We start from the raw sequence: 21,701 nt of genomic DNA, 5'->3' as shown, positions 1-21,701 counted from the left end.
AGCCCAGGGTGACGGCGCTGTGCAGGTTGGCCGGCGCGCTATAGAGCAGCTGCTGCCCGGCAATGGTCACGCTGCCTATCTCGGCCTTGGCGCTGCTGATGCTCAGGGTATCCCCGGTGTCGACATCACTGTCGTTGGCCAGCACCGCCAGGCTATAGCTGTTGTCGTTGGTGGCCGGCAGGGTGAAGCTGTCGTCGTTGGCCACGGGCGCATCATTCACCGGGGTGACTGTGATGGCTATGGTCAGGGGGGCCGACAGGAATTCACCATCGTCGCCAACGAGCGTTAGGCTGTCGCTGCCGTTGTAGTTGGCCGTCGGCACATAGGTCAGCAAACTCCCGTTGAGCTCGGCGCTGCCATGGGCGGGTGGCGTGGTGATGCTCAGGGCCACCTGGGCCGGGGTTTCATCCGTCACTGTGATGACGGCGCTGGCGCTGTCGTCCTCTGCCAGGCTCAGCGCCCCAGCGCTGAGTATCGGCGCCGTGTTGTTGTTCTCAACCAGGGCCGTGCTGCCCGAGGTGACGCTCTCCGCCGTGCCATGACCATCCGTGTAGCTGGCAACGACGCTGATGGCGGTGCCGATATCGGCAGTGACCAGGACATAGGTGGCTGCTGTGGCGCCGCTGATGTTGCTGCCGTTACGCTGCCACTGATAGCCGATGGCGCCCAGGCCGTCGGCGTCGGCCAAGGTATTGGCGGCGGTCAGGGTTTGGGCTCTGATGGGCTGGCCCGAGATGGTGACGCTGCCCGTGGGCGCATCGTTGACGTTGGCGACAGCCGCTGTGGACGAGGAGGTCACGCTCTCCGCCGTGCCCTGGCCGTCTGTGTAGCTGGCGACGACGCTGATAACAGTGCCGACATCGCTGTCGGTCAGCAAGTAGCTGCCGCCTGTGGCGCCGGCTATGTTGCCGCCGTTGCGTTGCCACTGATAGCTTATCGCACCCAGGCCGTCATTGTCCGCCAAGCTATTGGCGGCGGTGAGGGTCTGATCTTCAATGGCGCTGCCTGAGATAGTGACGCTGCCTGTGGGCGCATCGTTGACTCTGGTGACGCTCAGGGTTGAGCTGGCCACTGGGCCCAGGTTGTCATCCGTATCTGTCGCGGCGAAGCTTATGATTCTGGATGTGCTATCCGGTTCCTCTGCGCTGTTGTCGTAGCGAATGGAGGCGATCAACAGCTGCATGGTCGCGGCACTGGTGGAGGTATCGTCTATGACGATATCCAGCACGCCGGTGGCACTGTTGTAAGCCCCTATAGTGACGGCCTCAGCGTTGACGTTTTGAGCGCCTGTGCCATAGCTGGAGCTCAGGCTTTCCGAGGCAGCATCCGGCCTATTGCTCAGGGTGACCTGCAGTGCTTTATAGCTCGCGCCGTCATCGCTGATGCTGTTGTCTGTGTCTGCCGCCGCCACCGCGCCGGCCTGTTCGGTAAAGACGCCGCTGTAGCTGCCATTGCCGGCACCACTGCTGTCGTCGCCGTCGAGGTCGATAATGGGCGCCCGCACCAGGGCCACAGTGACATCTTGGTTGGCGGCATTGGCGCCGTCGCCATCGTTGATAAGGATGCGCACGCTGCGACTCAGGGTGTTGGTTGTGACAGTGTCGCTGTTGGCGTACTTCAGGGCCGATAACAGATCTCTTACCCGTGCCAGAGTGGCATCCGAGTTGAGGCTTATCACCAAGTCTGTCCCCGAACTGCCGCCGCTGAAGCTTCCTATAATAGTGCCGCCGCTGTCCGAGTGCATGACATCGCTGCCCGAGGTGCTGATGGCGCCGTTGCCTATCTTCAGCAAGTCCTCGGCCGTCTGGGCGTTGGCTGTGATGCTGACCGTGACAGAGCCGCCATCGAAACGTTGGGAGCTTAAATCGTCCAGGGTGGCGTCGCTGCCATTGTCGAGCAGCACATCCGCGCCGCCTATGCTGTAACTGACGGCATCGCCATCGAGTTGGGTCAGTATCGGCGCCGTGTTGCTGACTGTCACTGTTGCCAACGCGTCCGAGGTGTCGCCGGCGGTGATATTGGTATTCCAGTCGTCTGCGGCGGCCAGGTTATAGGGGGTAGCATCGTCGGACTGGGTGCCCGTGTTGTTGAGCAGGGCGTTGACTGCGGCCTTGTCGGTGGCGCTTAAGATCAGGGTAAATTGGCTAAGAGAGTCCCGCTCGACATCGCTTGTGTCTGTGAGTGTATAGCTGCCGCCCGCTTCCCCGGTCAGGGTCAGCATGGAAGCGTCTATGTCGGCACCGCCAGCATTGGCTTGCAGGTTACTGCCTGTGACCACAAGTACACCTGTGGCCGGGTTATAGCCGGCAGAGGTGATTTGGGGGTTGACCGTGACATTCACGCCATTGCCGGCATCGGCGATAGTCGCCGCCGCATCGGCCGCGGTCAGCCAGTCTTCGGCGGCGGCAATGTTATAAGTGGAGCCGCCGCTGGAGCTGCTGCCCAGTTGATCCAGCAGGGCATCGACATTGGTCTTGTCGGTAGCGCTCAGGGTAAAGCTGAAGCCGGTGTCTGAGCTTATCTCCACGTCATTGGTGGTGGTTAAGGTATAAGTGGCGTTGGCCACACCACCCGTGAAGGTGAAAGTGGACAGATCTATGTCGTTGTTGGCGCCGGGTTTCTTGAACAGGCAGCTGCCTGTGACTGTCACCACGCCGGTATCTGCATCATAGCTGCTGCCTGTGATGCTCGGGGTACAGACATTGCTTGTGGTGATGCCATTGCCCGTCAGATCGGCAATGTCGACAGCCAGAGGCGAGCCTGCCACCCAGTTATCCATTGCCGCCAGGTTGTAGGTCACTATGTTGGGGTTGGGACCGCTGGAGGCAGTACCGTTCTTGTTCAGCAGACCATGGACATTGAGCTTGTCGGTGGCGCTGAGCGTCACTGTCGCCGAGGTTGCGCTGACAAGCTCGACATCGCTGGAATCTGTCAGGCTATAGCTGCCGTCCTGGCCGCTGATACTCAGCAGCGAGGCGTCTATGTCATTACCTGCACCCGCCAGGCTAACCAACTCTGTGCCTGTGATGACCAGCTGGCCGCTATTCCAATCGTAGGTCGCCGAGGTGACCGTCGGCGTTGTGTAATTGCTGACTGTGATGCCGTTGTCTGTGAGATCGGCAATGGTCACTGCGCTATCTGCACCTGTGTTCCAGTCTTCAAACGCCGCCAGATTATAGTTGGTGCCGCTTGCCGCGCTGGCGCCGTTCTGGTTCAGCAGGGCCTCGACCCGATAGATGTCGGCGCCTGACAGGGTGACGGTGAAACCAGTGCCCGAGGTGATTTCCACATCACTTGAGCTTGCCAGGGTATAAGTGGCGCCGCCTTCTCCCGTGAGGGTCAGCATGGACACGTCGATATCGTTGCCTGCACCGCTGCGTTTCAGCAGGCCAGTGCCTGTGACTGTCAATAGGTTGTTGGCGTAATCATAGCTGGCGCCTGTGACTGTGGGCGCGGCGACGCTGTTGGCTGTGATGCCGTTGCCCGTGAGATCGGCCACAGTCACAGTGCTGTCCGCGCCTGCAGCCCAATCTTCGGCGGCGGCCAGATTATAGCTGGTGCCGCCGGTGGATGTGTCGCCATTCTTGTTGATGATTTGGTTGACCGCCGCCATGTCGGTGGCGCTCAGGGCCAGACTGAAACCGGTCGCCGAGTTGATGTCGACGTTGGCAGTATCTGTGAGGCTGTAAGTGGCGCCGCCTTCACCCGTGAGGGTGAACTTGTTGGCGACTATGTCGTTAGTGGCACCACTTGCCTGGCTGAAGTTGCTGCCGGAGACAGTCAGCACCCCGGTGGCGGCATTGTAGCCGGCACCGGTAATAGTTGGGGTCGCCACATTGGCGACTGTGACGCCATTGCCGGTTAAGTCGGCCACTGTGACGCCAGAGTCGGCACCTGCGGCCCAATCTTCGGCGGCGGCCAGATTATAGCCTGTGCCACCGGTCGAGTCTGTGCCGTTTTTATTGGCCAGCTGATTGATGGCGGCCTTGTCGCTGGCGCTCAGCATCAGGGTAAATGCCGTGCCTGAAGTTATCTCGACGTTGGCCGTATCTGTCAGGGTATGAGTGGCGCCGCCTTCACCCGTGAAGCTGAACTTGTTGGCGACTATGTCGTTGCCCGCCCCCGCAAGCTTGGTAAAGTCTGTGCCTGTGACCACCAGGGCGCCCGTGTTGGCATCATAGGTCGCCGAGTCGATGGTGGGTACTGCGACGTTGCTGACTGTGATGTCATTGTTCGTGAGGTCGGCTATGTTGCTGCTGGCCGCAGCGCCCGGCTGCCAGTCGTCGGCGGCCGCCAGGTTGTAATTGGTGGCGCCGGTCGAGCTGTTGCCGTCCTTGTTGAGAATGAGGTTAATGGCGGCCTTATCTGTGGCGCTCAGGGTGAGGGTGAATGACGTGACCGAACCTATTTCGACATCGGCCGTGTCCGTCAGGGTATAAGTGCTGCCGCCTTCGCCCGTCAGGGTCAGCAGGGAAGCATCTATGTCATTGCCGGCACCGGTTGCATGCACCAGATTGGTGCCAGTGACCGTCAGCACGCCTGTTGATGCGTCGTAACCTGCCGAAGTGACGGTTGGCGCGGCGACGTTACTGACGGTAATGCCATTGGTGGCGTCCGAGGTGTCGCCTGCGGTGACCGCCGTCAGATAGTCATCGGCTGCCGCCAGATTGTAGTTGGTACCGCCGTCGGACTGAGTGCCGTCTTTATTGAGCAGACCGTCGACATGGGGTTTGTCGTTGGCACTGAGGGTGATGGTGAACTGGGTGGCACTGTCTATCTCGACATCTGAGGTATCCGTGAGGGTATAGGTTGCGCCGCTTTCGCCCGTCAAGGTCAGTTTTGATGCGTCGATGTCGGCACCGCCGCCATTGGCGGTGAAATGTGTGCCGGTAACCAGCAAAACCCCTGTGCTTGCATTGTAGGTGGCATCTGTGATCCCCATGACCTCGGCAGTCAGCTGACTGGTATTGGCCGTACTGAGTCCGCCGGAACTGGCCTGCAGATTGAAGCTCTCATCGCTGCTGCCCGATGCTGTGTAGGTGACCGAGAGGCCTGTGTAAGCTGCGACGCCTGAGGAAGGTATCAGGGTGACAGTTGCCCCGTTAGCGTCTGTGTCTCCTGTGCCCGTCATGATGGCACTGCCGGCGCCGTTCACTTCAGACAGCGCAATCCCTGTGCTGTATCCTGTATCAACCAAGTTATCGGCATCCACCGCTTTCACCACAGGTACTGTGCTGAAGCTGGTTTGGATGCCGCTGGTGACTGTCAGCGGGGACGGCTGAGTGGTGAACAACAGCTTGGTGGCCACCACGTCCGAGGTGACCGCATTGGCATCCACAGTCGACAGATCCGAGCCGACGCCATCCTGATCATTGGCGGTCAGGGTGAAGGATTGCTGATCCGCCGTTGCGCCGTATACCAGATCTGTGAAAGTCGCCACCCCACTGACGGCCGCGAGGGCATTGGTGCCAGTCAGAGTCCCTGCACTGGCCTCGGTCAGGGTAATAGTCTCGGTAAAGTCAAGATCGGTATTGCCGAATGCGTCCTGGGCCGTCACCACCGGCTGGGTGGTCAGGTTACTGCCGGATACAGAGCCTGCCGGCTGGGTGGTAAATGCCAGGGCGGTAGCTGTCACACCAATAGTCGAGCCGGTACTGTTGGTTATCGGCGATGTGGTACTCATCTGAGTGCCGCCTGCACCCAGGGTCAGATCTGTATCTCCATCTACACTCAAGATAAAGGTGTGGTTTTCGGTCAGGTTGGTATTGTCATTGTAATAGGCGTTGATCGTATAGGTTTCACTGCCGCCGTCTGCCACCGAAATGCTTAAACCGGAAAAGGTAATGGTATCTGCCCCCGCGTCATAAACGCCGGCCACGTTGGATGCGTCATTGCCGTTCAGTCTCCAGGTCACCTGGCCGCGTTCGCTATCGGTTGAAGTACCGCTCACATTCACCACGACTTGACTGACGGTCATGGGCAATGTGTCCCCGCCGCTCCCGTCGGTCAGGGTAAAGTCGAACAGGTTAACGGCTTCGCCTACTGTATCTACTGTGGTATTCAGGGCCACGGGTTCGGAAACGCCGCCGCCTGCCGTCAAGCTGCCGTCTGCATCCACTGCTGCTGTGGTCAGAACCAGCTGGTTTGTGGTGCCCAGGTTGGGAATATTATCTTCCGACATTACCCAGATGTCGTATGATGTGCCCGGGCTCAACCCTGTTATGGTATCGCTAAAATCGACCCCGGCCGAGGTGACATTATAATTGCCGCTAAAAGGCGCCGGAAGGCCGTAACGATCGGTTCCGTTTCTTATGTGGCTGGCAAAAGGTGCGTCTGCCCCACTTGCCAGTACCACCCAATAGGTGACGCCGGTTTCGTTGAGCCTGGTGGTCAATGTGGTCTGAGTCTGGGTCGTGCCGGATAGGCTGGGTGTACCATTTTGATAAGTGGGCCAAAGATTATCCACCACGGTAATGGTCAGTGCCTTGGCGTAATCGGCCGTACCGTCGTTGGTATTGATGCGCACCGAATAAGAGCCCGCGGCCAGCGCCGAGGCGTCATTGGCCCTAAGCGTGCTGCCGCTGATGTTAAAACTGGCGTTGTCTGTATCGCCAGTGCCGGCGACCAGTGAATAAGTATGGCTATCGCCACTGTCTGCGTCTGTGGTGCTTAGGGTGCCTACTGTCGCATTGACGCCGAGGCTCTGGTTAACGCTGGTGCTGGTGAGTGAGATATTGGTCGGGGCGCTGTTTGCGACGCCGTATAAGCACTCTCTCAAGGCAACGACACATTGGCCGTTGGCAACACGTATATCCGTTGTTGCCTGAAAAGTGCCATTATCGTGACAGGTAGCAGTGTTATGCGTAACTGTTTGTATAAAAACAAAGAGCCGAGTCTGTTGTGCACCAACCGCACAAGTCGTAACAACCTTAAAAAAACTGGTAAGACTGGAGACGTCGAATTTCGTTTTGTTGGTGTTCAAGCCATCGGGGCTGACAGCGAAGGTTTTTCTGCCCAGGGGATCGTCCAGATACTGGCCGGACAGGGCTGCAGCGTGTCTGGTATCGCCCTGGAGCAGCAAACCTTGGCGGCGCAAAAATGCCATGGCGTCGGCTGGGCCGCTCGGCAGGGCTTGGCGCTGGCTTTCCATGCCCCCGAATGCCGCGAAGGGGCTGGTCTTGGGTGCTGCTGCCTGCTCGGGTGTTGCCATGGTGCCAGTTATCACGGCATGTTGTCGTCCGCTGCGGCTGCGGGAGACACTGGCCGAACGTACCGAGGCCATGGCCGGTTGGGCCAGCAGCAGGGCCGGCAGGAGCATTTGCAGGCCGGTTGCGCCTTTGGACTTCTTGTTGGTCTGACTCATGATCTGTCCCTCGATTCCGCCAGTGCCGGAAAGCAAAAATGGTTACGCATGCGTGGGTGTTGGGGTTCTATCAATTCGGGAAAACTGCAATCGGTTAATACGGCTATGTCGTAAATTTGATCTACATTGCCGGTAAAGCTGATGTGGGCGACCTGGCTCGAGTCTTCCAGGTTGATGATCCAGATGCCGGAAAAGGTCTCTTGGTACATTTCCTTCAGGGGGGAGGGCTTGTTGACTGCGCCATCGCGCACCTTGGACAGACCGACAAACAGCAGCGGGCCATAGAAGTCCATGCCGCGGGTGAAACCCGGCAGTTTGGCAATAGTCTCATGCCTGCCCGATGCCGGATCGTAACTGCAGAGCTCGCCATAGCCGGAATTACAGAAATAGACCTTGCCCTCATGCCAGCGCGGCGAATGGGGCATGGCCAGGCCCTCGAGCAGGATGCGATTGCCGGCGACCTCCATCAGGGTGCCGTTGAACTCGTCGCTGTGGCGCCACTTGGCGGGTTCATTGTATTGGGAGAAGGTAGTGACATAGGCTGGCTTGCCGTCTTTCAGAGCCATGCCGTTGAGGTGACAGCGATCCTCTGGACCCAGCTCACTGATGAAGTGGGGCTTCCAACGCGGGATGAAGCTGGCATCGGGCGACAGGGTGCAGAGGCAGGAAAAACTCGAATTGACCGCCCACAACCCCTCGTCTCCCCAGTCGATATCATGAATATTGATCATGCCGGTAAAGTGGGCACTGCGACTGATGAAGCAGGCATCGGCTCTCTCATCGAGCGGCGCGAATAAGGCCTCCTGGTACGCTTGCCATTGTTTGCGGCGCTCGAGTTGTTCCTGGGTGAGCTCCACATCCGGTTCGGATGCCTCGGCCTTGAGCCCGGCATCGGCGTCGCTGCCGGAGGCCGGCTGCTCCGGCTCTTTTGGCTTGATGCGCGGCGCGGTAATATCTTCTTCTATGGATGGCAGTGGCTGTTTTACTTGTGCCAGTAACAAGTCTTCGCGCTGGAATTTGATCACCTGGGTGAAGGTGCCTAGGGTGAGCGAATCCTGGGTCACTGTGAGTCCCATGGGCCGCGGGAAGCTCTTATAATTAATATCCAGGGTTTCGCCATCGCTTCTGACCAACATGAGACGACCGGCCTGGTAAGAGGTAAAGGCGAGGGAAATATTCAGCTGCTTCAGAATAGCCGGCAGGTTGTCGGAATATTCGGCACTGTAGTCCATCTCATCATAAATGCCGTCGTTTCTGGCTTGGGTTGCTTGCGACATATTTCCCTTATTCCATGGGTTCTTATTGGGCAGGTTCAGCGGTTGATTAATATTCCATCAGCTGAATCTTATACGACTATCTGGGTGCGGGCAATTTAACCTCAGATAATTTATGGATTATTTCTGTCAGTTCGATATCGGGTTCTTTGGCTATCATGGCCGCTATCTGACCGCTGGTTATGGCGGCCGCCAGCGAGGTGCCGGCAAACATCTGATACTCCTCCTTGGGGGCTGTCGTCAGTATTGGGGTGCCCAGGGCGTAGCCATCCAGGCTGGTACCTCTGTTGCTGAAGCCGGCGAGTTTGCCTGCCGGGGTGACTGCGCCTATCACTATGGCGGACAAGATACCCGCCTCTGTGTCGTTGACTGCGACTTCTCTGCCTTGGTTGCCGGCGGCAAATACCACAGCCGTTCCCTTGTGGTGACGTCCCGTTGCCGCCAAGTCGTCAACCACATCTTTTATCGGTTCCAGCAACCAGTCTGTATGCCAGCTGCAGTTGATGACATCCGCTTGGGTCAGCTTAGCCAGCTGGAAGGCCAACAGGGTGGCGGATGTCCAGGTATCGGGTTGGCGGATGGCGATGAAATTGGCCTCTGGCACCAGCCCTGTGAGTCGCTCGCTGCTGGCAAAGAGAATGCCGGCCACCTTGGTTCCGTGGGTATCCGATGCCAGGGTAGGTTCCACGTTCGTCGTCTGGGTCACGGTATCATAGCTGAACACCAGCCGGGTGCCGGCCAGTGCCGGGTGGGACAGGGAAAAACCGTCATCTATGACGGCAACATTGACGCCTTTTCCCGTGATCCTCTTGCCCTGGTTAAACAACCTGTAAGCGGCCAAGGCGTCGCTTGTAGCGCCAGCATGGTCCACTCCCGTCTGGGTCGATTTATGCTGTAATTGCAATATATCAGGTTGTATCAATAAGATGCCCGGCAAGGTGTCGAGTTTGGCCTTTATGCTTTCCATGGCGGCCAGGCTGCTGAGCCTTAGCAGCACATAATCGTAATCGTCGGCATTGTAGAGTTGCTGTAGCTTGACTATGCGCTCGTCCAGATTTTGCAACTGGCTGACTGGCAGTGACTTGGATTTCTTGACTATGAGACGTGCCGCGATTCTCAGGGAGTGGCCCAGATACTCCACCTGACTCTGTTCATCCGAGGTCGTCAGCCTGACTCTGTCTCCCAGATTCAGGAAGCTGAGGTCGGCGGCCTGGGGAGGGAAACTCACTATACCCAGACTCAGACACAGGCAAAGGCATAGCCAGCGCTTGAGGGGAGGCTTGAGTATTTTGAGGCGGTGAGAGAAATTAATCATGTGTGAGTGTTTGGGTTCATTGTGAGTCATGCATAACATCTTGACAGAGAGAATTTATCCTGTTTTACCAAGGTCAACAAGCAAGTCGCGGACAGCGCCGGAAGGGTTCCGGCGCTGTCCGCTGCTGCCCTAATTTCTCGAGGGGAACATACCGTCCAGACAGAGACAAAAAGGGATGGCCAAAAAGGGTTGGCGATTCTCGTGGGGCAGACTCGCGCCGCTGCTGGCTATGGTGCCTGAGTTGAGTGCACTCAGGCTTTGCCCGCTTTGATAGTCTTTTTTGTAGACAAGTGCTGTGGGTTTTTGCTGCCCAAGATAGGTGGTCGATGAGGCGACGTTGGTTGAGCCAGATCCTTTGGCACCCTTGATGTCATGATTGTGGGATGCCATTTCACTCTCATCCAGCTCAACCGTCGCCTGTCCGCCACGTTCCCCCAGCACATGGGGTGGCAAGCCGGGTCCAATGCCCGCATGCAAGGGGGCGCGTCCCTGTAAGTTGGGCGTTGCCAGGGTAGTGCGACCGTCGCCGCCATAGGTGGTGCCCATTATCGCGAACAGCGCCTGATTCTGGCTGATAGACAAGAGTTGGCCGTCGCAATGGGTCCAGTTTCTCGGGCTATAAGCATAAGGGTAAATCCGGATCTCTCCTATAAATGCCTGTGACATGATGATCTCCGTTAATTTCTTGGTGGATATATGCCCTTGAGGGCAATGATGAAGTTAATCGCGCCATAAGGCATCATGTTGCCGTGAGCCTGACTCTGGCCACTGTTTTCCAGGGCAGCCGAAGGTAAGTTCCCCGAGGCCGTCACTCCAGCGACACTCACATAGTGATTTTCCATGCCTATGCTGTTGTTCGCCGGCGAGGTGAGGTTGGCATCGCTGTTGCTGACGTTGAAGTCATGGTTGTGCGGGGGGAGCTGAGCCTGGGTCAGGGCGACAGAACCCATGCCCTGGCGTTGTCCCTGGGTCCAGTCAAGGGGATTCCCCTGGGCCTGGCCGCGATGAACCGGGATGCGGCCACGCATCTCAGGCAGGGCGAAACTGGTGCGGCCATCACCGCCGTAGGCTGTGCCGAGCAGGGAAAACAGGGCTTCATTGTCTGCAACCGTCATCAGGGTGCCGTTGCAGAAGGCATAGTTGAGTGGAGCATAAATGCCGGCGAACATCCTGATATCGCCTTGATAGGGTTGTGCCATAATCGAGTCTCCTAATTGCGTGGCGGGAAGATGCCTTTCATGGCGATGGTGAATAGCAGGCCGAGACTCGGCTGCACATTGTAATGGCTTTGCCCTTGGCCGCTGCTAGATACCGTATCCGGGGCCAAAGCTACGCTCGCTGAGTCCGATGTATAATAAGCTATGCCACTGGCCGAAGCGCTTACGGCCAGCATGTTGTTTGTCTGGGTGGGAGAATAGATCACCGGGGTATCTCCCTCCTGCGCCGTGGCGTTAAACACATGCCTGTGCGCCGGCATTTGTGATGTGGTCAGAGTGACATAGTCCTGGCCGCCAAAATTGCCCCGCTCATAATCCAGGGTGGTTTCGTACTGATAGGTGCCTGTATGTATGGGGGTACGCCCCTTCAAATTAGGGAGTCCATAAGTGGTTCTGGCATCACCACCATAGCTATTCCCCAAGAGTGCAAATAACGCCTGATTTTCGGATATGGGCAATAGCTGCCCGTCACAGGTGGCCCAATTCAGCGGAGCGAAATTATAGGCCACAGGGCGAATTTCTCCCAAGAAAGGTTCTGACATAAGAGTTCCTCTTTATATTTATCTGGCAAGGCTAAACAGCAAAACGTGTTTGCTTTTCAGTCATTCTTCCTGCGTGAAATACAAACCTGGTATGAGTCTATGGCATGGGGCGACATAAACAGCGTCATCTCACCGAAACCCGGGTGTTTCAGGAGATAGTTGCCCTGGGGGCAATGCTGGTTTTTATCGCCTTTAAATTCGACCGAGAAAGCATCGAATTCATCTCCGTGGGGGGCTCCCCTGCTCACCTGGGTGATGGTGAGATCGGTAAGCTTAGTGTCTGAATCTGGGGCAAATACGGCAACTTGCTGATCCAATAAGGGGGTCAAAACGTCAAAGTTGAATTTTTCCACTGCATCTTCCTTGTACTCTGTCGGTCCAATGTGTACCACCCGAGGAGGTGGTTATATCTACAGCAACTCAAGCAGTATAGCCTTAAATTTCAAACCGGTATCCAAAAGGTTAAAATTGTTTGTTTAATGTTGTTATTCTTTTTTGGGAACCGCGACACCCTAGGCGTGAGGGGCGCAGGCCTCGTCCGTCGGCTGGCGTCATCATAGAGACTAGCCGGCCGACATGACCCTTTGGGTCGGGGGATACCAGGCCATAAAATAATAGGGTTCCTGAAATGAATCGACCCTGAAGCCCAGGGATAAATAGAGTCTTTGAGCGGCAAGATTGTCTTTCAATACTGTGAGGGATAAGGGGGCGCAAGCTTGGGTCGCCGCCATTTGGAATGACTGAATAATGGCTTTGCCGAACCCATGTCGACGGGCCTGGGGTAAGAAGGCGATGTCGAGTAAGCGTATTTCATTATGGCCAAAATCCAGGGTTGCCTTGCCTATGGCTTCATGGTGTTTTTCTATGATGAAGTACATGGCATTGGGGAATTGATCGCCATAACCTTGGTTCTGGGCCTTAAATTGCATCTCTATGACGGATTCGATCAGTTCTTTTTCACCTTGTATCAGCTGCAGGTCTTCTCGGGTGGCATGGTGCAGTTGCTCGAGAAACGGTCTGTCGCTGGGTCTTGAGGGGCGAATATGCAAGCCATCGGGTAGGTTCAACTTACGCATTGCTGGTTCCTTGTTAAACACATAATGGTATTAAGATTATGTAATCTCTGTGATTTATTGTAGCTTTCTTACTATAGACCAAAACTTTGCCACATCAGGAGAAACATGACAGCAACTTTCGTACTTTCCCCCGGACGCTGCGGTACTCAATGGTTGGCCAGGCACCTGCAAGCGTCCAATCCCGAAGGCACAGTGACCCATGAACCGCTGCATCTGGCTTACGCTCCCATGACGAACAGCCCGTCCATGCCACTGGCACACAATCGGGAACCGTTACTGGCCCATCTGGCGCAGATCGAGGGACAGTTGCAAAAAGGGGGGCATTATATGGAGTGTGGCTTCCCCTGCTGGCGTCACCTGGATTGGTTCAGGCAAGAATTGGGTGGCGCAGTGAAACTGATTTATATCCATCGCAACCCCATAGACAATGCCAGCTCCCTGTTGAAACTGAATGTTTTCGTTCCCCCCATTCTGCCCCATATACAGGAGAAGCAATTTTTCCATCCCGAGGCACCCGGGGCGCAGTTGCCTCATTATGCCGAGCGCTGGCCAGGCTTAACCCCATTTGAAAAATGCCTTTATTATTGGGCCGAGGTGAACCTGCAGGCGGCAAGATACAGGCAAGACTGGCCGGAACAGCATTGGCTGACAGTGCCCTATGACAGCCTCTTTACCCCTGCCACTGTGGCGCGGATTGCCGATTTTTCCGGATTGGCATTTGGCCTGGAACGGGACACTTTTCAGCCGGTCGATCGCTTCAACGGCGAACCCCAGGGGCAAGTTGCCCCCCATGCCATAGGGCAACATCCTGAGATATTGGCGCTTGCACGCCAATTGGGTTACGCCTGTTAGCCACAGGCTCTGCCAAGGGCGCCCGTACTCATAGCCAGTGGCTTATTGCCTGTTATTCAAAGTCAGTGGCTCCTGGTCTTTTACTTAAGATAACGGGTTTGATTTTATCTTTAACGCCGCGACAGCGGCCGCATGTTGAGGTACTGCACTATCCGCGGGCTCTTTGCCCTGTTGGGGCTGCTGCCATGGGGCAGGGCCTGATGCCAGATGATGAGGCTGCCGGCCCTGGCGGCTATGGGCTGCACATTCCACCCTTGCCAATCCTGGTCCTGGGGATCTGCGCCTTGGGGTAAGCTCGCCAGCCAAGCGTCAATTTTCTTGTGGAAGCCGGGAACACAGCAGAAGGCGCCCTGGTTCTCTGCCGTATCTGAGAGATAGATGAGGGCCTGGGTGCCAAATTCCACCGGCTGATGAAAGTTCAGATCCCAATGCATTCCCGGCCCGGGGAACTGCCAGTCGGGGCGCTCAGGCGGGTTAAAACCGACCCTGTCGGTGCTCATCCACAGGGCATCCGTTTGCCACAGGGCCTCAAAAATGGCCCTGATCTTGGGGACATGGCGGATCTCGCTCAAGACAGGATGATTGAAGAGTTGCACCATGATTTTCTGCAGCTTGTTACTCGGCTGATACCAGGTCTCGGGGCGGCTTGCGTCCATGCCGAGTTCGTCATAGACAAGTTTTCTTGCCCGGCGGCAGAGTGTCTCGTCGAGCACATCCGGGATCACCAGGAAACCTTGCTCCTGCCAGTGTTGCCAGTCAGACGCCGACAGAATGCCAGGGTCGTGGGCTGAGGTGGCGGCTGAGGCGGTCGCGGCATAGAAGGCACTGACTCTGGCGTTGAGGGCGCTGACTGACTCAGGGGCAAGGACGCCGTCATTCTGGGCCAACACCCAGTGTTCAAACTCCGTGAAGGAGGGATAGCGGTACAGGGCCTGCAGCGCGGGCTCGAGCCCCAGATTCAGTTCGTCGTACAGCATGAGATCCAGCGACCATTCGGCTTGGGTTAGCTTGGTATCCAGCTGTCCGGCTTTGCTCAACTGTATCTTGGTAAATATCCGCTTCAGCTGATACAGCCCCAGCTCTCCCTTGTCCTCGTAGCCGGCCGGCATGGGAGCCTCGGTCGATAGCTTGGCGGCGTGGCTTGATGGTGCGCTTTTCCTGGTAACTGTCACATCGGCCATGGTAAGCCCTCTCCTTGGTGCCGGGTTAGCAGCTTGTTTTTATTTTCAAAATTCAGGATAGAAGCTTTTGTGTTCCCGGCAAGTTCTGCTAAATATTTATCTTCATGTATTCTATTTGGGGTGGCAGGGATGACGATATTTACGCTTTCCGAGTTTCAGCGGCAAGACTTCGAGGATAAGGGATACCTGTTGCTGAGGGCTGGGTTGCCGTCGGAGCAACTCGCGCAATGGCAAGCCATAGCCGCCACATTGGAGCAAGATGCCTTGGCCCGCTTTCACGCCGGGAAATCGCTCGCTCATGCCTGCGTCGTCGAAGATCCGGTCGGCCCCAGGCTGATGCGTTACGACGATGTCTTTACCCAGGCTTGGGAGGCTTCGCTGGACTTGCTCGCCTGCCCCGCCATGTTGGCTATCGCCCATAGGCTATGCGGTGAGCAAGCCGTGCCCATGCAGATGGATATTCTCTATAAGTATCAGCATCCCCATCCAGTGATCAACTGGCATCAGGGCGCGCAGCATTCGCGCCGTTACCCTTACCTGAATATCGGTGTCTATCTCGACGATGCCCCGGCCGGCGATGGTTGTCTGCGTTATGTGCCAGGCACCCAGCATAGGCTGCACGATATCCAGGGACTGTCGGCCGAACATGGCTGGGCTATCCCTGGGGTGGTAGAGCAACCCGCCAGGGCGGGAGATATACTGGTGCAGGACATGATGATACTCCATGGCTCCCAGCCGAAACGCAGTCCAGGTTGTCGCCGTACCCTTTATATAGAGATGCGTCCCCTGGAGGGCATTCTTGAAAGCGGCGCCCAGAGCCGGGAGTGGGCCGAACTGCGCCGGCAGTGGATGGCGCTGGTGTTGGAGCGAGCCGACTCGGCCTGTGTCCCCGAGTCCTGGCTCGAACGTTATCCCGTCGGCAAGGTGGACAGTGCCGAGCTCAAGGCCCGCCTCGAAGCACTCTGGCAACCGCCGCTGCCCGCGGTGTGGGCGACCTTCCCGGTCGAGCATCCTGACTATCCTGTGCCTGCGGATCTGCGGGCATAGCACTTGTGCGGACAGAGAGATGAACCAAGACACAGCCATGAGTCAAAACACAGCCATGAGCCCAAATACAGCCATGAGCCCAAAAACAGTGCAGGCTATCCTGGCTTTCTTCGATGACATTGGCTTGCCCTATAAACTGGGTGACATCCACGAGGCGAGCTTCTTGCCTGGGATCAGGATAGTGGCAGGTGGCCTGCTCATAGACATGGCCAAGCTGCTGTATCCGGGGGATCTCTTGCATGAGGCGGGTCATATTGCCGTTTCGCCGGAGACGGCCCGCGGCGACCTGTGCGGCGATATGAAAGACGCGGGTCACCAGGGCGGAGAGGAGATGGCGGCCATCGCCTGGTCATGGGCGGCGGCGATGCACCTGGGTCTGGCCCCCGAGGTGTTGTTCCATCCCCATGGCTATCGCGGAGCTTCCACCAACCTAATAGAGGCCTTTGCCGGCAATCGCGGTTTCGGTTATCCGCTGCTCTACTCCTGGTTCATGTGCGAGCAGCCAGGGCACCCCCAAGGTTTTCCCAAGATGCTGCGTTGGTTTCGCGATGAAGCTTATCGCCGGGCGCAACTGGGCAAACTATGATGGGAAATCTCTGATGGGAAATCTCTGATGGGAAAGCGTAGCGGAGAGGCGGGTTTCACCGGCGACTTCACCGCGGCCCTGGCGGAGCTGCAGGCAAACCTGGCGCAAACCAAGATCCTGGATTGCGATCTGAGCCATGAGAGGGTGCTTTGGGATGCGGGGGAGGGCTGTCCGCGAAGGCGCACTCTGGGTGAGGAAAGCCATTTTCTACGTCCGGGCATTTGTTCCGCCTCGAAACGGGCGCACCTTGGCTGCGCCCATACGACGGCACGGGACGGCGTCATAACGCGGCTGCAGCAATTCGGCGCCGCTTTTCCCGCCGTCGGCGCCGAGATAACCGACTTCATAGCGCGCTTGCGCGAGCTTGAAATGCAGGTGATACGGATAGATGGGGCAAAGAGCCGGGCCGAGCTCGAACTGGCCGACTTGTTGCTGAACTTAGCGCCGATGAAAGCCGGTCTGGACTCGCAGAATCGCCAGGCGCAAGTAGTTCAGGGGTTGCAGCAAGAGTTGCAGCAGCAGAGGCACAAGATCGGCAAGATTAACGCCGAACACAGGCAAACGAACGGGCAAATCCGCCGGCTCATTGCAACCTTGCTTGCCCGCTTAAGCCTGCATGGGGACAAGCCCTAAACGCCGGCCTGGGCGCTAACAGGGCCATTTGACCTCAGCCCCCCGGATAAGCTCCCTCAGCCAGTCATTGACCTTGCAATCTATCACCAGGTTGACCCTGTCCCCTGGGCTCTTGTTATTCACGCTATGCTCGGCGTCGGCGTTGATGTACCAGAGCTCGCCAGCCGGCATGGGGACGCGCCGCCCGCCGACAACGAACTCTACCTTGGGATCTGTGGTGATTGGCAGGTGTAATCTGGCTTCACCATATTCCAGGCTCAGGCCCTTGTCTCTGTGGGGCTTGATATGGGCACCGGCCTGCAAACGCATCAGACGCACGGCGCCGACGGGACATCGCAGTCGCTCTATGATGCCGAGCATGGCCGGCGCCTGGGTCAATGCCGGCAGGTTACACCAGGCGTCGCCGGTTTCTATGGCAAAGCCTTGCAGTATGGGATGAGCCTGGGCGTGTTCGGCGAGGCAGCGCAGGGGCAACACCGCCCAACTGCCGCCATAGTTGGCCCGATTGACATGGGGGAGCCAGTTGTCGGCCTGGAATCGCTCCAGTTCCAGCTGCAGTGCGCCTGGCTCGAAACGCCAGGGTAACTTGGCAAACAAGAGATTGTCCTTTGTGTTTGAATAATGGCTTTCCATAGAGACTCCATGTTTTTCAGCTATACCCTTGTGGATGTGAGCCGGGGACTCCGGTTGCTCCATCGACAGTTTGTCATCAAGAGTATGCTAGTGTCGCTCGAAGCAACGCATGATTTTTATTTTACAATGCATTGGCTTACCCTCTTGGCGCAACTGGCGCATTGGCTCTGCCGGTGCCCTGATCCGTAGCATCCGCCTTTGATGGCGTTCTGCTGAGAATGGACAGTGACAGGATAGAGGCGAGTAAATAATAGGCAAACATTTTTTATCCATGAACTTGCGGCGAAAATGCCTGTCTGTAATAAGTTGTGAGTGATGGCTTTAGTCGAGATAGGCATGAAGAATGTCATTGGTATTACGGATTTAACTAGTATAAAGTGATTGCACTTATAACAACTTAGGTTATTGTGACCGCTTGAAGATGCTGAGGAAGCTTTAATGAAATCGATTTATAAATTATCTCTAGTAGCATTGGCTGTAGTTGGCCTATCTGCTTGTAATCAAGAACAAAAAACTACTGCAAGCCCTGCCAGTGTCGAATTGACTACCGATGCACAGAAAGAAGCCTATAGCGTTGGCGCATCGATAGGAACTTACATGTCGGGTCACATCAAGGAGCAGGAAGAACTGGGCATGCCAGTCGATCGCGACTTGCTCATCACAGGCTTTACCCATGGCCTCAACGGTGAGATGAAACTGACTGAAGAAGAAATGCAAACTGTATTGCAGAATCTGGACAAGAAGCTGAACGAGAAGCGCCAGGCACAAGCCGCAGCGCTGGCCGCCAAGAATCTGGAGGAAAGCAAGAAATTCCTCGAAGAGAACAAGGCTAAAGAGGGCGTAGTGACGACCGAGTCCGGCCTGCAGTATGAAGTGCTGACTGCCGGCACAGGCGAGAAGCCTGCGGCAGAAGACACGGTCGAAGTGCATTATCGCGGCACCTTGCTCGATGGCACAGAATTCGACAGCTCATATAAGCGTGGCGAAACCGCTAAGTTCCCGCTGAACCGGGTTATCCCGGGTTGGACCGAGGGTGTGCAGCTGATGCCTGTCGGTGCCAAGTACAAGTTCGTGATCCCGGCCGAGCTGGCCTATGGTGATCGCGACACAGGTACCATCCCGGCCAACTCTACCCTGATCTTCGAGGTGGAGCTGGTATCGGTCGAGAAGGCAAAAGCGCCTGAGGCTGTTGAGACTAAGTAAGTCTAAGTTTAAGTCGAACCGAAAAAGGACGCTCTCGCGTCCTTTTTTATTGGCTTCTCATTTCTTACAACCACTTATGCCGGTAGAAGAGCCACATCTGCAAGCCCACCAGGACTAACAGCATGCTGCAGAATATCGCGAAGGCCCAGGGCTGTTCGGCCCCCGGGATCCCCCCTATGTTGACCCCGAGCAGGCCGGTTAAAAAACCCAGCGGCAGGAAGATCGCCGAGATCAGCGCAAGCACATACAGGCGTTTATTGACTTGCTCCGACTGCTGACTGAGCAATTCTTCCTGGGTGACATTGGCCCTGTCGCGGATGGCATCGAGATCTTCTATGGTGCGGATCAGTTTGTCGTTGACCTCCCTGAGCTTGAGTCTGTCGTTGTCATTGAACAGAGTCGTGGCTTCGCTGAGCATGCGCGAATAGGCCTCGCGCTGGGGGGCCAGATAACGGCGCACCGCGACTGTTTGACGGCGCAACTCGGCGATGTCGGCTCTCAGCCCCTGGACATCGTTGGTGACCACCTTTTCCTCCAGCTCGGCGAGCCGATCTTCGAGCTTGTCGATAAATTCCACCTTGCGATCGGTAAGGCGTTCGCAGACGGCAAGGATAAACTCACCGCTGCTCCTGGGGCCTTGTCCCGACATTATCAGCTCGGCAACGTCTTTAACCGACTGCAATTCCCTGCCGCAGGTGCTGATTATCCTGCTGCTGTCGGCATAGATGCGCACCGCCACCATGTCCTGCGGATCTGCGCCCGGATTGAGATTGACGCCGCGCAGGGACAATAATAATCCCTGTTCGCTGCCGACGACTCTGGGGCGTGTGTCTTGGGCCAGGAGGGCGTCGCTATCGACCTTGGATAGCCCGGCATGGGTTATCCACTCCTTAGCCTTCTGATGTCGGTATTGTAAATGCAGCCACAACAGGCCATCGGCGGGATCCCAGAGCCTGGCCTCATCACTGTTAAGCCGGGCTCCGGCCCGTTCACCGGACAAGACTAAGCCATATACAAATTCATCCTGCATGGAGTGATCCTTGGTCGAGTGCACGAATAAAATTCAAACTAACTGATTTTTGTGGGGAAAAGAAGTATTTCAAACCTGGGTTCTTGAAGTTTGGCCATTTAGCCGCAGCATCCCGGGCAAGTTAGTCGGCAATGGGTTAAAATTGGCTTATCGGATGTGATCATGAGTATGAGTGAAAGATGGAATACGAGTTTCGGCGTAATAGTTTGGATGGCACCGCCATCGCCAGGTTTAGCATGGATCATGAGGCCTTGGGTCAATGGTTCTCCGAAGAATTGGCCAATAACAGCCAAAGTTATGAGCAAATTTGTGGAGCCATGGCGCAACTGCGCAGCGGCAAGCTGAATAATTGGCGCCTGGTGGGGGCCGATTTGACCCTGGAATTGGACAGGGAGCAGGCCAGGGTTTACGCCAATGTGCTGGGGTTCGATGAAGAGCATGATCTCGATGAATCCATGTCCTTGTACGACGCCGAATCCGAATCTTACTGTGGCCTGGAAGATTTCGAACAGGCGCTGTTGAGCTGGCATAAGTTTCTCAATCGTCATGGCGAATGAGCCAAGGCTTGGATGCCAAGCTGTATTTAATGATTTCCGGCCTGAGCCGACATGTTGGGCTCAGCTGGTATTTCTGTGCCGGCGATAAACAGCGAGCATAATACTTGGAAAACCAATTTCAGTATCGCTTCACCTCATCCTCGAGAGTTAAACGGTATAATCTAAATTCAATATCAAAGTTTAATAAAATGTTGCCATATATTTACTATATTGTTTTGTATTTGCAAGGTTTGCTATTTATTTCATTTTTATTTCCATTCGATGACATTTTGTATTATTGTACGCGCCGCTAGGAGAGCAATGGCATTGTTGTATTTTAAACCAAGATGCTTAGTTTTTTAATGGATTAAATTACCTCACTATTATCACGCCATTCAACTTTGCTCCCGGTATAACAATTAAGGGAATAAATTGATGAAACAAACTACCGCCGCACTGGCAATTTTACTGAGTCTTGCAAGCACAACTGCCATGGCCGTCCAAGATAACAGCTATCAGCATGAAGCCGGTCTTAACTATAATGGCAACTCAGAAGAATTCGGTGATGGTATCTGGAATGCCAACTACCGCTATTATTTCAAATCCGTAGATCAAACCAAGGGTCCATATGCCCTGAATGGTTTCCTGGCGCAAGAAAGCAACCTGGGAGCCAATTACAGTAACTATGACGCACTGGATGCTGATATCTTTGGCATAGATGGAACCTATGTTTTTGACTCTAAATGGTTTGTTTCTGCCAACTATTCAAGAATTGACGTTGGCAGCCATGACGCTAATACCTACGGAGCCGAAGTAGGTTACTACTTCAACAATGCCTCGTCCGTGTCGGCATTCTTCAACGATGGCGATAACAACATCGAAGAATCTTACGGTTTAAAGCTGCGTAGCTTTATCGCGTTGAAATCTACCTCAGGTGTAGACTTATCGGCGAATTGGACGCATGTCGATTCTGATGATGCCTTCAATGTGAAGGCCGATTGGTATATCAATAAGGCTTGGTCTGTTGGCCTTGGTTATAGCGATAATGGCGACGATGACAACTTCAGCGTTTCCACCGCTTACTGGTGGCGTTTATCCGACAGTTTCTCTGCCAATTTTGGCTTGGCTAAAGTGCTTGATTCAGATGTCGACGGTGTCGATATAGGTCTGGGATTAACCGGCCGGTTTTAAATGATAAGCGCTGAGTGAGCCG

The 21,701-nt window shown here is 55.8% G+C and carries 18 protein-coding genes; 7 read left to right on the top strand and 11 right to left on the bottom strand.

Annotated features, from left to right (window positions below):
- The 8 genes from LZP73_RS04870 to LZP73_RS04835 form a co-directional block, all read right to left on the bottom strand.
- Positions 1-7,363, bottom strand: a 7,363-nt coding sequence (locus LZP73_RS04870; protein ID WP_234233297.1) for an Ig-like domain-containing protein, incomplete at its 3' end; no start/stop codon positions are given.
- The gene (locus tag LZP73_RS04865) at positions 7,360-8,640 is read right to left on the bottom strand and encodes a TIGR03032 family protein (RefSeq protein WP_234233296.1); all 1,281 of its coding nucleotides are present in this window, start codon (positions 8,638-8,640) and stop codon (positions 7,360-7,362) included. The genes LZP73_RS04870 and LZP73_RS04865, both read right to left, overlap by 4 nt.
- 76 nt (positions 8,641-8,716) lie before the next feature.
- A complete protein-coding gene (locus LZP73_RS04860; protein WP_234233295.1) occupies positions 8,717-9,982 on the bottom strand; it encodes a S8 family peptidase in 1,266 nt (421 codons plus the stop codon).
- Between the two features lie 99 nt (positions 9,983-10,081).
- Positions 10,082-10,618 carry a phage tail protein gene (locus tag LZP73_RS04855; RefSeq protein ID WP_234233294.1) on the bottom strand — a complete coding sequence of 179 codons (537 nt, stop codon included), beginning with the start codon at positions 10,616-10,618 and terminating at the stop codon, positions 10,082-10,084.
- Positions 10,619-10,629: 11 nt separating this feature from the next.
- Positions 10,630-11,151 (bottom strand): phage tail protein, encoded by a 522-nt coding sequence (locus LZP73_RS04850; RefSeq protein ID WP_234233293.1) that lies wholly within the window; start codon positions 11,149-11,151, stop codon positions 10,630-10,632.
- An 11-nt stretch (positions 11,152-11,162) separates the two neighbouring features.
- Complete coding sequence (locus LZP73_RS04845; protein WP_234233292.1) at positions 11,163-11,711, bottom strand: phage tail protein; 549 nt, start codon at positions 11,709-11,711, stop codon at positions 11,163-11,165.
- Between the two features lie 56 nt (positions 11,712-11,767).
- The gene (locus LZP73_RS04840) at positions 11,768-12,064 is read right to left on the bottom strand and encodes a DUF6916 family protein (RefSeq protein WP_234233291.1); all 297 of its coding nucleotides are present in this window, start codon (positions 12,062-12,064) and stop codon (positions 11,768-11,770) included.
- A gap of 210 nt (positions 12,065-12,274) precedes the next feature.
- Positions 12,275-12,787, bottom strand: coding sequence for a GNAT family N-acetyltransferase (locus LZP73_RS04835; protein ID WP_234233290.1), 513 nt, complete (start codon positions 12,785-12,787; stop codon positions 12,275-12,277).
- A 105-nt stretch (positions 12,788-12,892) separates the two neighbouring features.
- On the opposite strand from LZP73_RS04835, the gene LZP73_RS04830 reads away from it, so the two are divergent.
- On the top strand, positions 12,893-13,639 hold the full coding sequence (locus LZP73_RS04830; protein ID WP_234233289.1) for a hypothetical protein: 747 nt from the start codon (positions 12,893-12,895) through the stop codon (positions 13,637-13,639).
- 110 nt (positions 13,640-13,749) lie between these two features.
- Here LZP73_RS04830 and LZP73_RS04825 read toward each other — a convergent pair whose 3' ends face one another.
- A complete protein-coding gene (locus LZP73_RS04825) occupies positions 13,750-14,820 on the bottom strand; it encodes a phytanoyl-CoA dioxygenase family protein (RefSeq protein ID WP_234233288.1) in 1,071 nt (356 codons plus the stop codon).
- A 129-nt stretch (positions 14,821-14,949) separates the two neighbouring features.
- Between LZP73_RS04825 and LZP73_RS04820 the strand changes: the two genes are divergently transcribed.
- The 3 genes from LZP73_RS04820 to LZP73_RS04810 all read left to right on the top strand — a co-directional run bounded on the left by LZP73_RS04820 (position 14,950) and on the right by LZP73_RS04810 (position 17,086).
- Positions 14,950-15,867 carry a phytanoyl-CoA dioxygenase family protein gene (locus LZP73_RS04820; protein WP_234233287.1) on the top strand — a complete coding sequence of 306 codons (918 nt, stop codon included), beginning with the start codon at positions 14,950-14,952 and terminating at the stop codon, positions 15,865-15,867.
- A 73-nt stretch (positions 15,868-15,940) separates the two neighbouring features.
- Positions 15,941-16,453: a hypothetical protein gene (locus LZP73_RS04815; RefSeq protein ID WP_234233286.1), complete on the top strand. Its 513-nt coding sequence runs from the start codon at positions 15,941-15,943 to the stop codon at positions 16,451-16,453.
- 27 nt (positions 16,454-16,480) lie between these two features.
- Positions 16,481-17,086, top strand: coding sequence for a hypothetical protein (locus LZP73_RS04810; protein ID WP_234233285.1), 606 nt, complete (start codon positions 16,481-16,483; stop codon positions 17,084-17,086).
- A 15-nt stretch (positions 17,087-17,101) separates the two neighbouring features.
- Here the strand turns inward: LZP73_RS04810 and LZP73_RS04805 are convergent, their stop codons facing one another.
- Positions 17,102-17,719 carry an aspartyl/asparaginyl beta-hydroxylase domain-containing protein gene (locus tag LZP73_RS04805; RefSeq protein WP_234233284.1) on the bottom strand — a complete coding sequence of 206 codons (618 nt, stop codon included), beginning with the start codon at positions 17,717-17,719 and terminating at the stop codon, positions 17,102-17,104.
- A 438-nt stretch (positions 17,720-18,157) separates the two neighbouring features.
- Between LZP73_RS04805 and fkpA the strand changes: the two genes are divergently transcribed.
- Positions 18,158-18,922 (top strand): FKBP-type peptidyl-prolyl cis-trans isomerase, encoded by a 765-nt coding sequence (gene fkpA / locus LZP73_RS04800; protein ID WP_234233283.1) that lies wholly within the window; start codon positions 18,158-18,160, stop codon positions 18,920-18,922.
- Between the two features lie 64 nt (positions 18,923-18,986).
- Here fkpA and LZP73_RS04795 read toward each other — a convergent pair whose 3' ends face one another.
- Complete coding sequence (locus tag LZP73_RS04795) at positions 18,987-19,952, bottom strand: zinc transporter ZntB (RefSeq protein WP_234233282.1); 966 nt, start codon at positions 19,950-19,952, stop codon at positions 18,987-18,989.
- 179 nt (positions 19,953-20,131) lie between these two features.
- On the opposite strand from LZP73_RS04795, the gene LZP73_RS04790 reads away from it, so the two are divergent.
- Together LZP73_RS04790 and LZP73_RS04785 are read left to right on the top strand one after the other, a co-directional pair.
- Positions 20,132-20,509, top strand: coding sequence for a YacL family protein (locus LZP73_RS04790; RefSeq protein ID WP_234233281.1), 378 nt, complete (start codon positions 20,132-20,134; stop codon positions 20,507-20,509).
- Between the two features lie 414 nt (positions 20,510-20,923).
- Positions 20,924-21,679 (top strand): putative porin, encoded by a 756-nt coding sequence (locus LZP73_RS04785; protein WP_234233280.1) that lies wholly within the window; start codon positions 20,924-20,926, stop codon positions 21,677-21,679.
- Positions 21,680-21,701 lie beyond the last annotated feature (22 nt).

Source organism: Shewanella sp. AS16 (assembly GCF_021412365.1).
Lineage (GTDB): Bacteria > Pseudomonadota > Gammaproteobacteria > Enterobacterales > Shewanellaceae > Shewanella > Shewanella salipaludis.
Note: the sequence above shows the minus strand (reverse complement) of the source record. Positions and strands in the feature narration are given on the sequence as shown.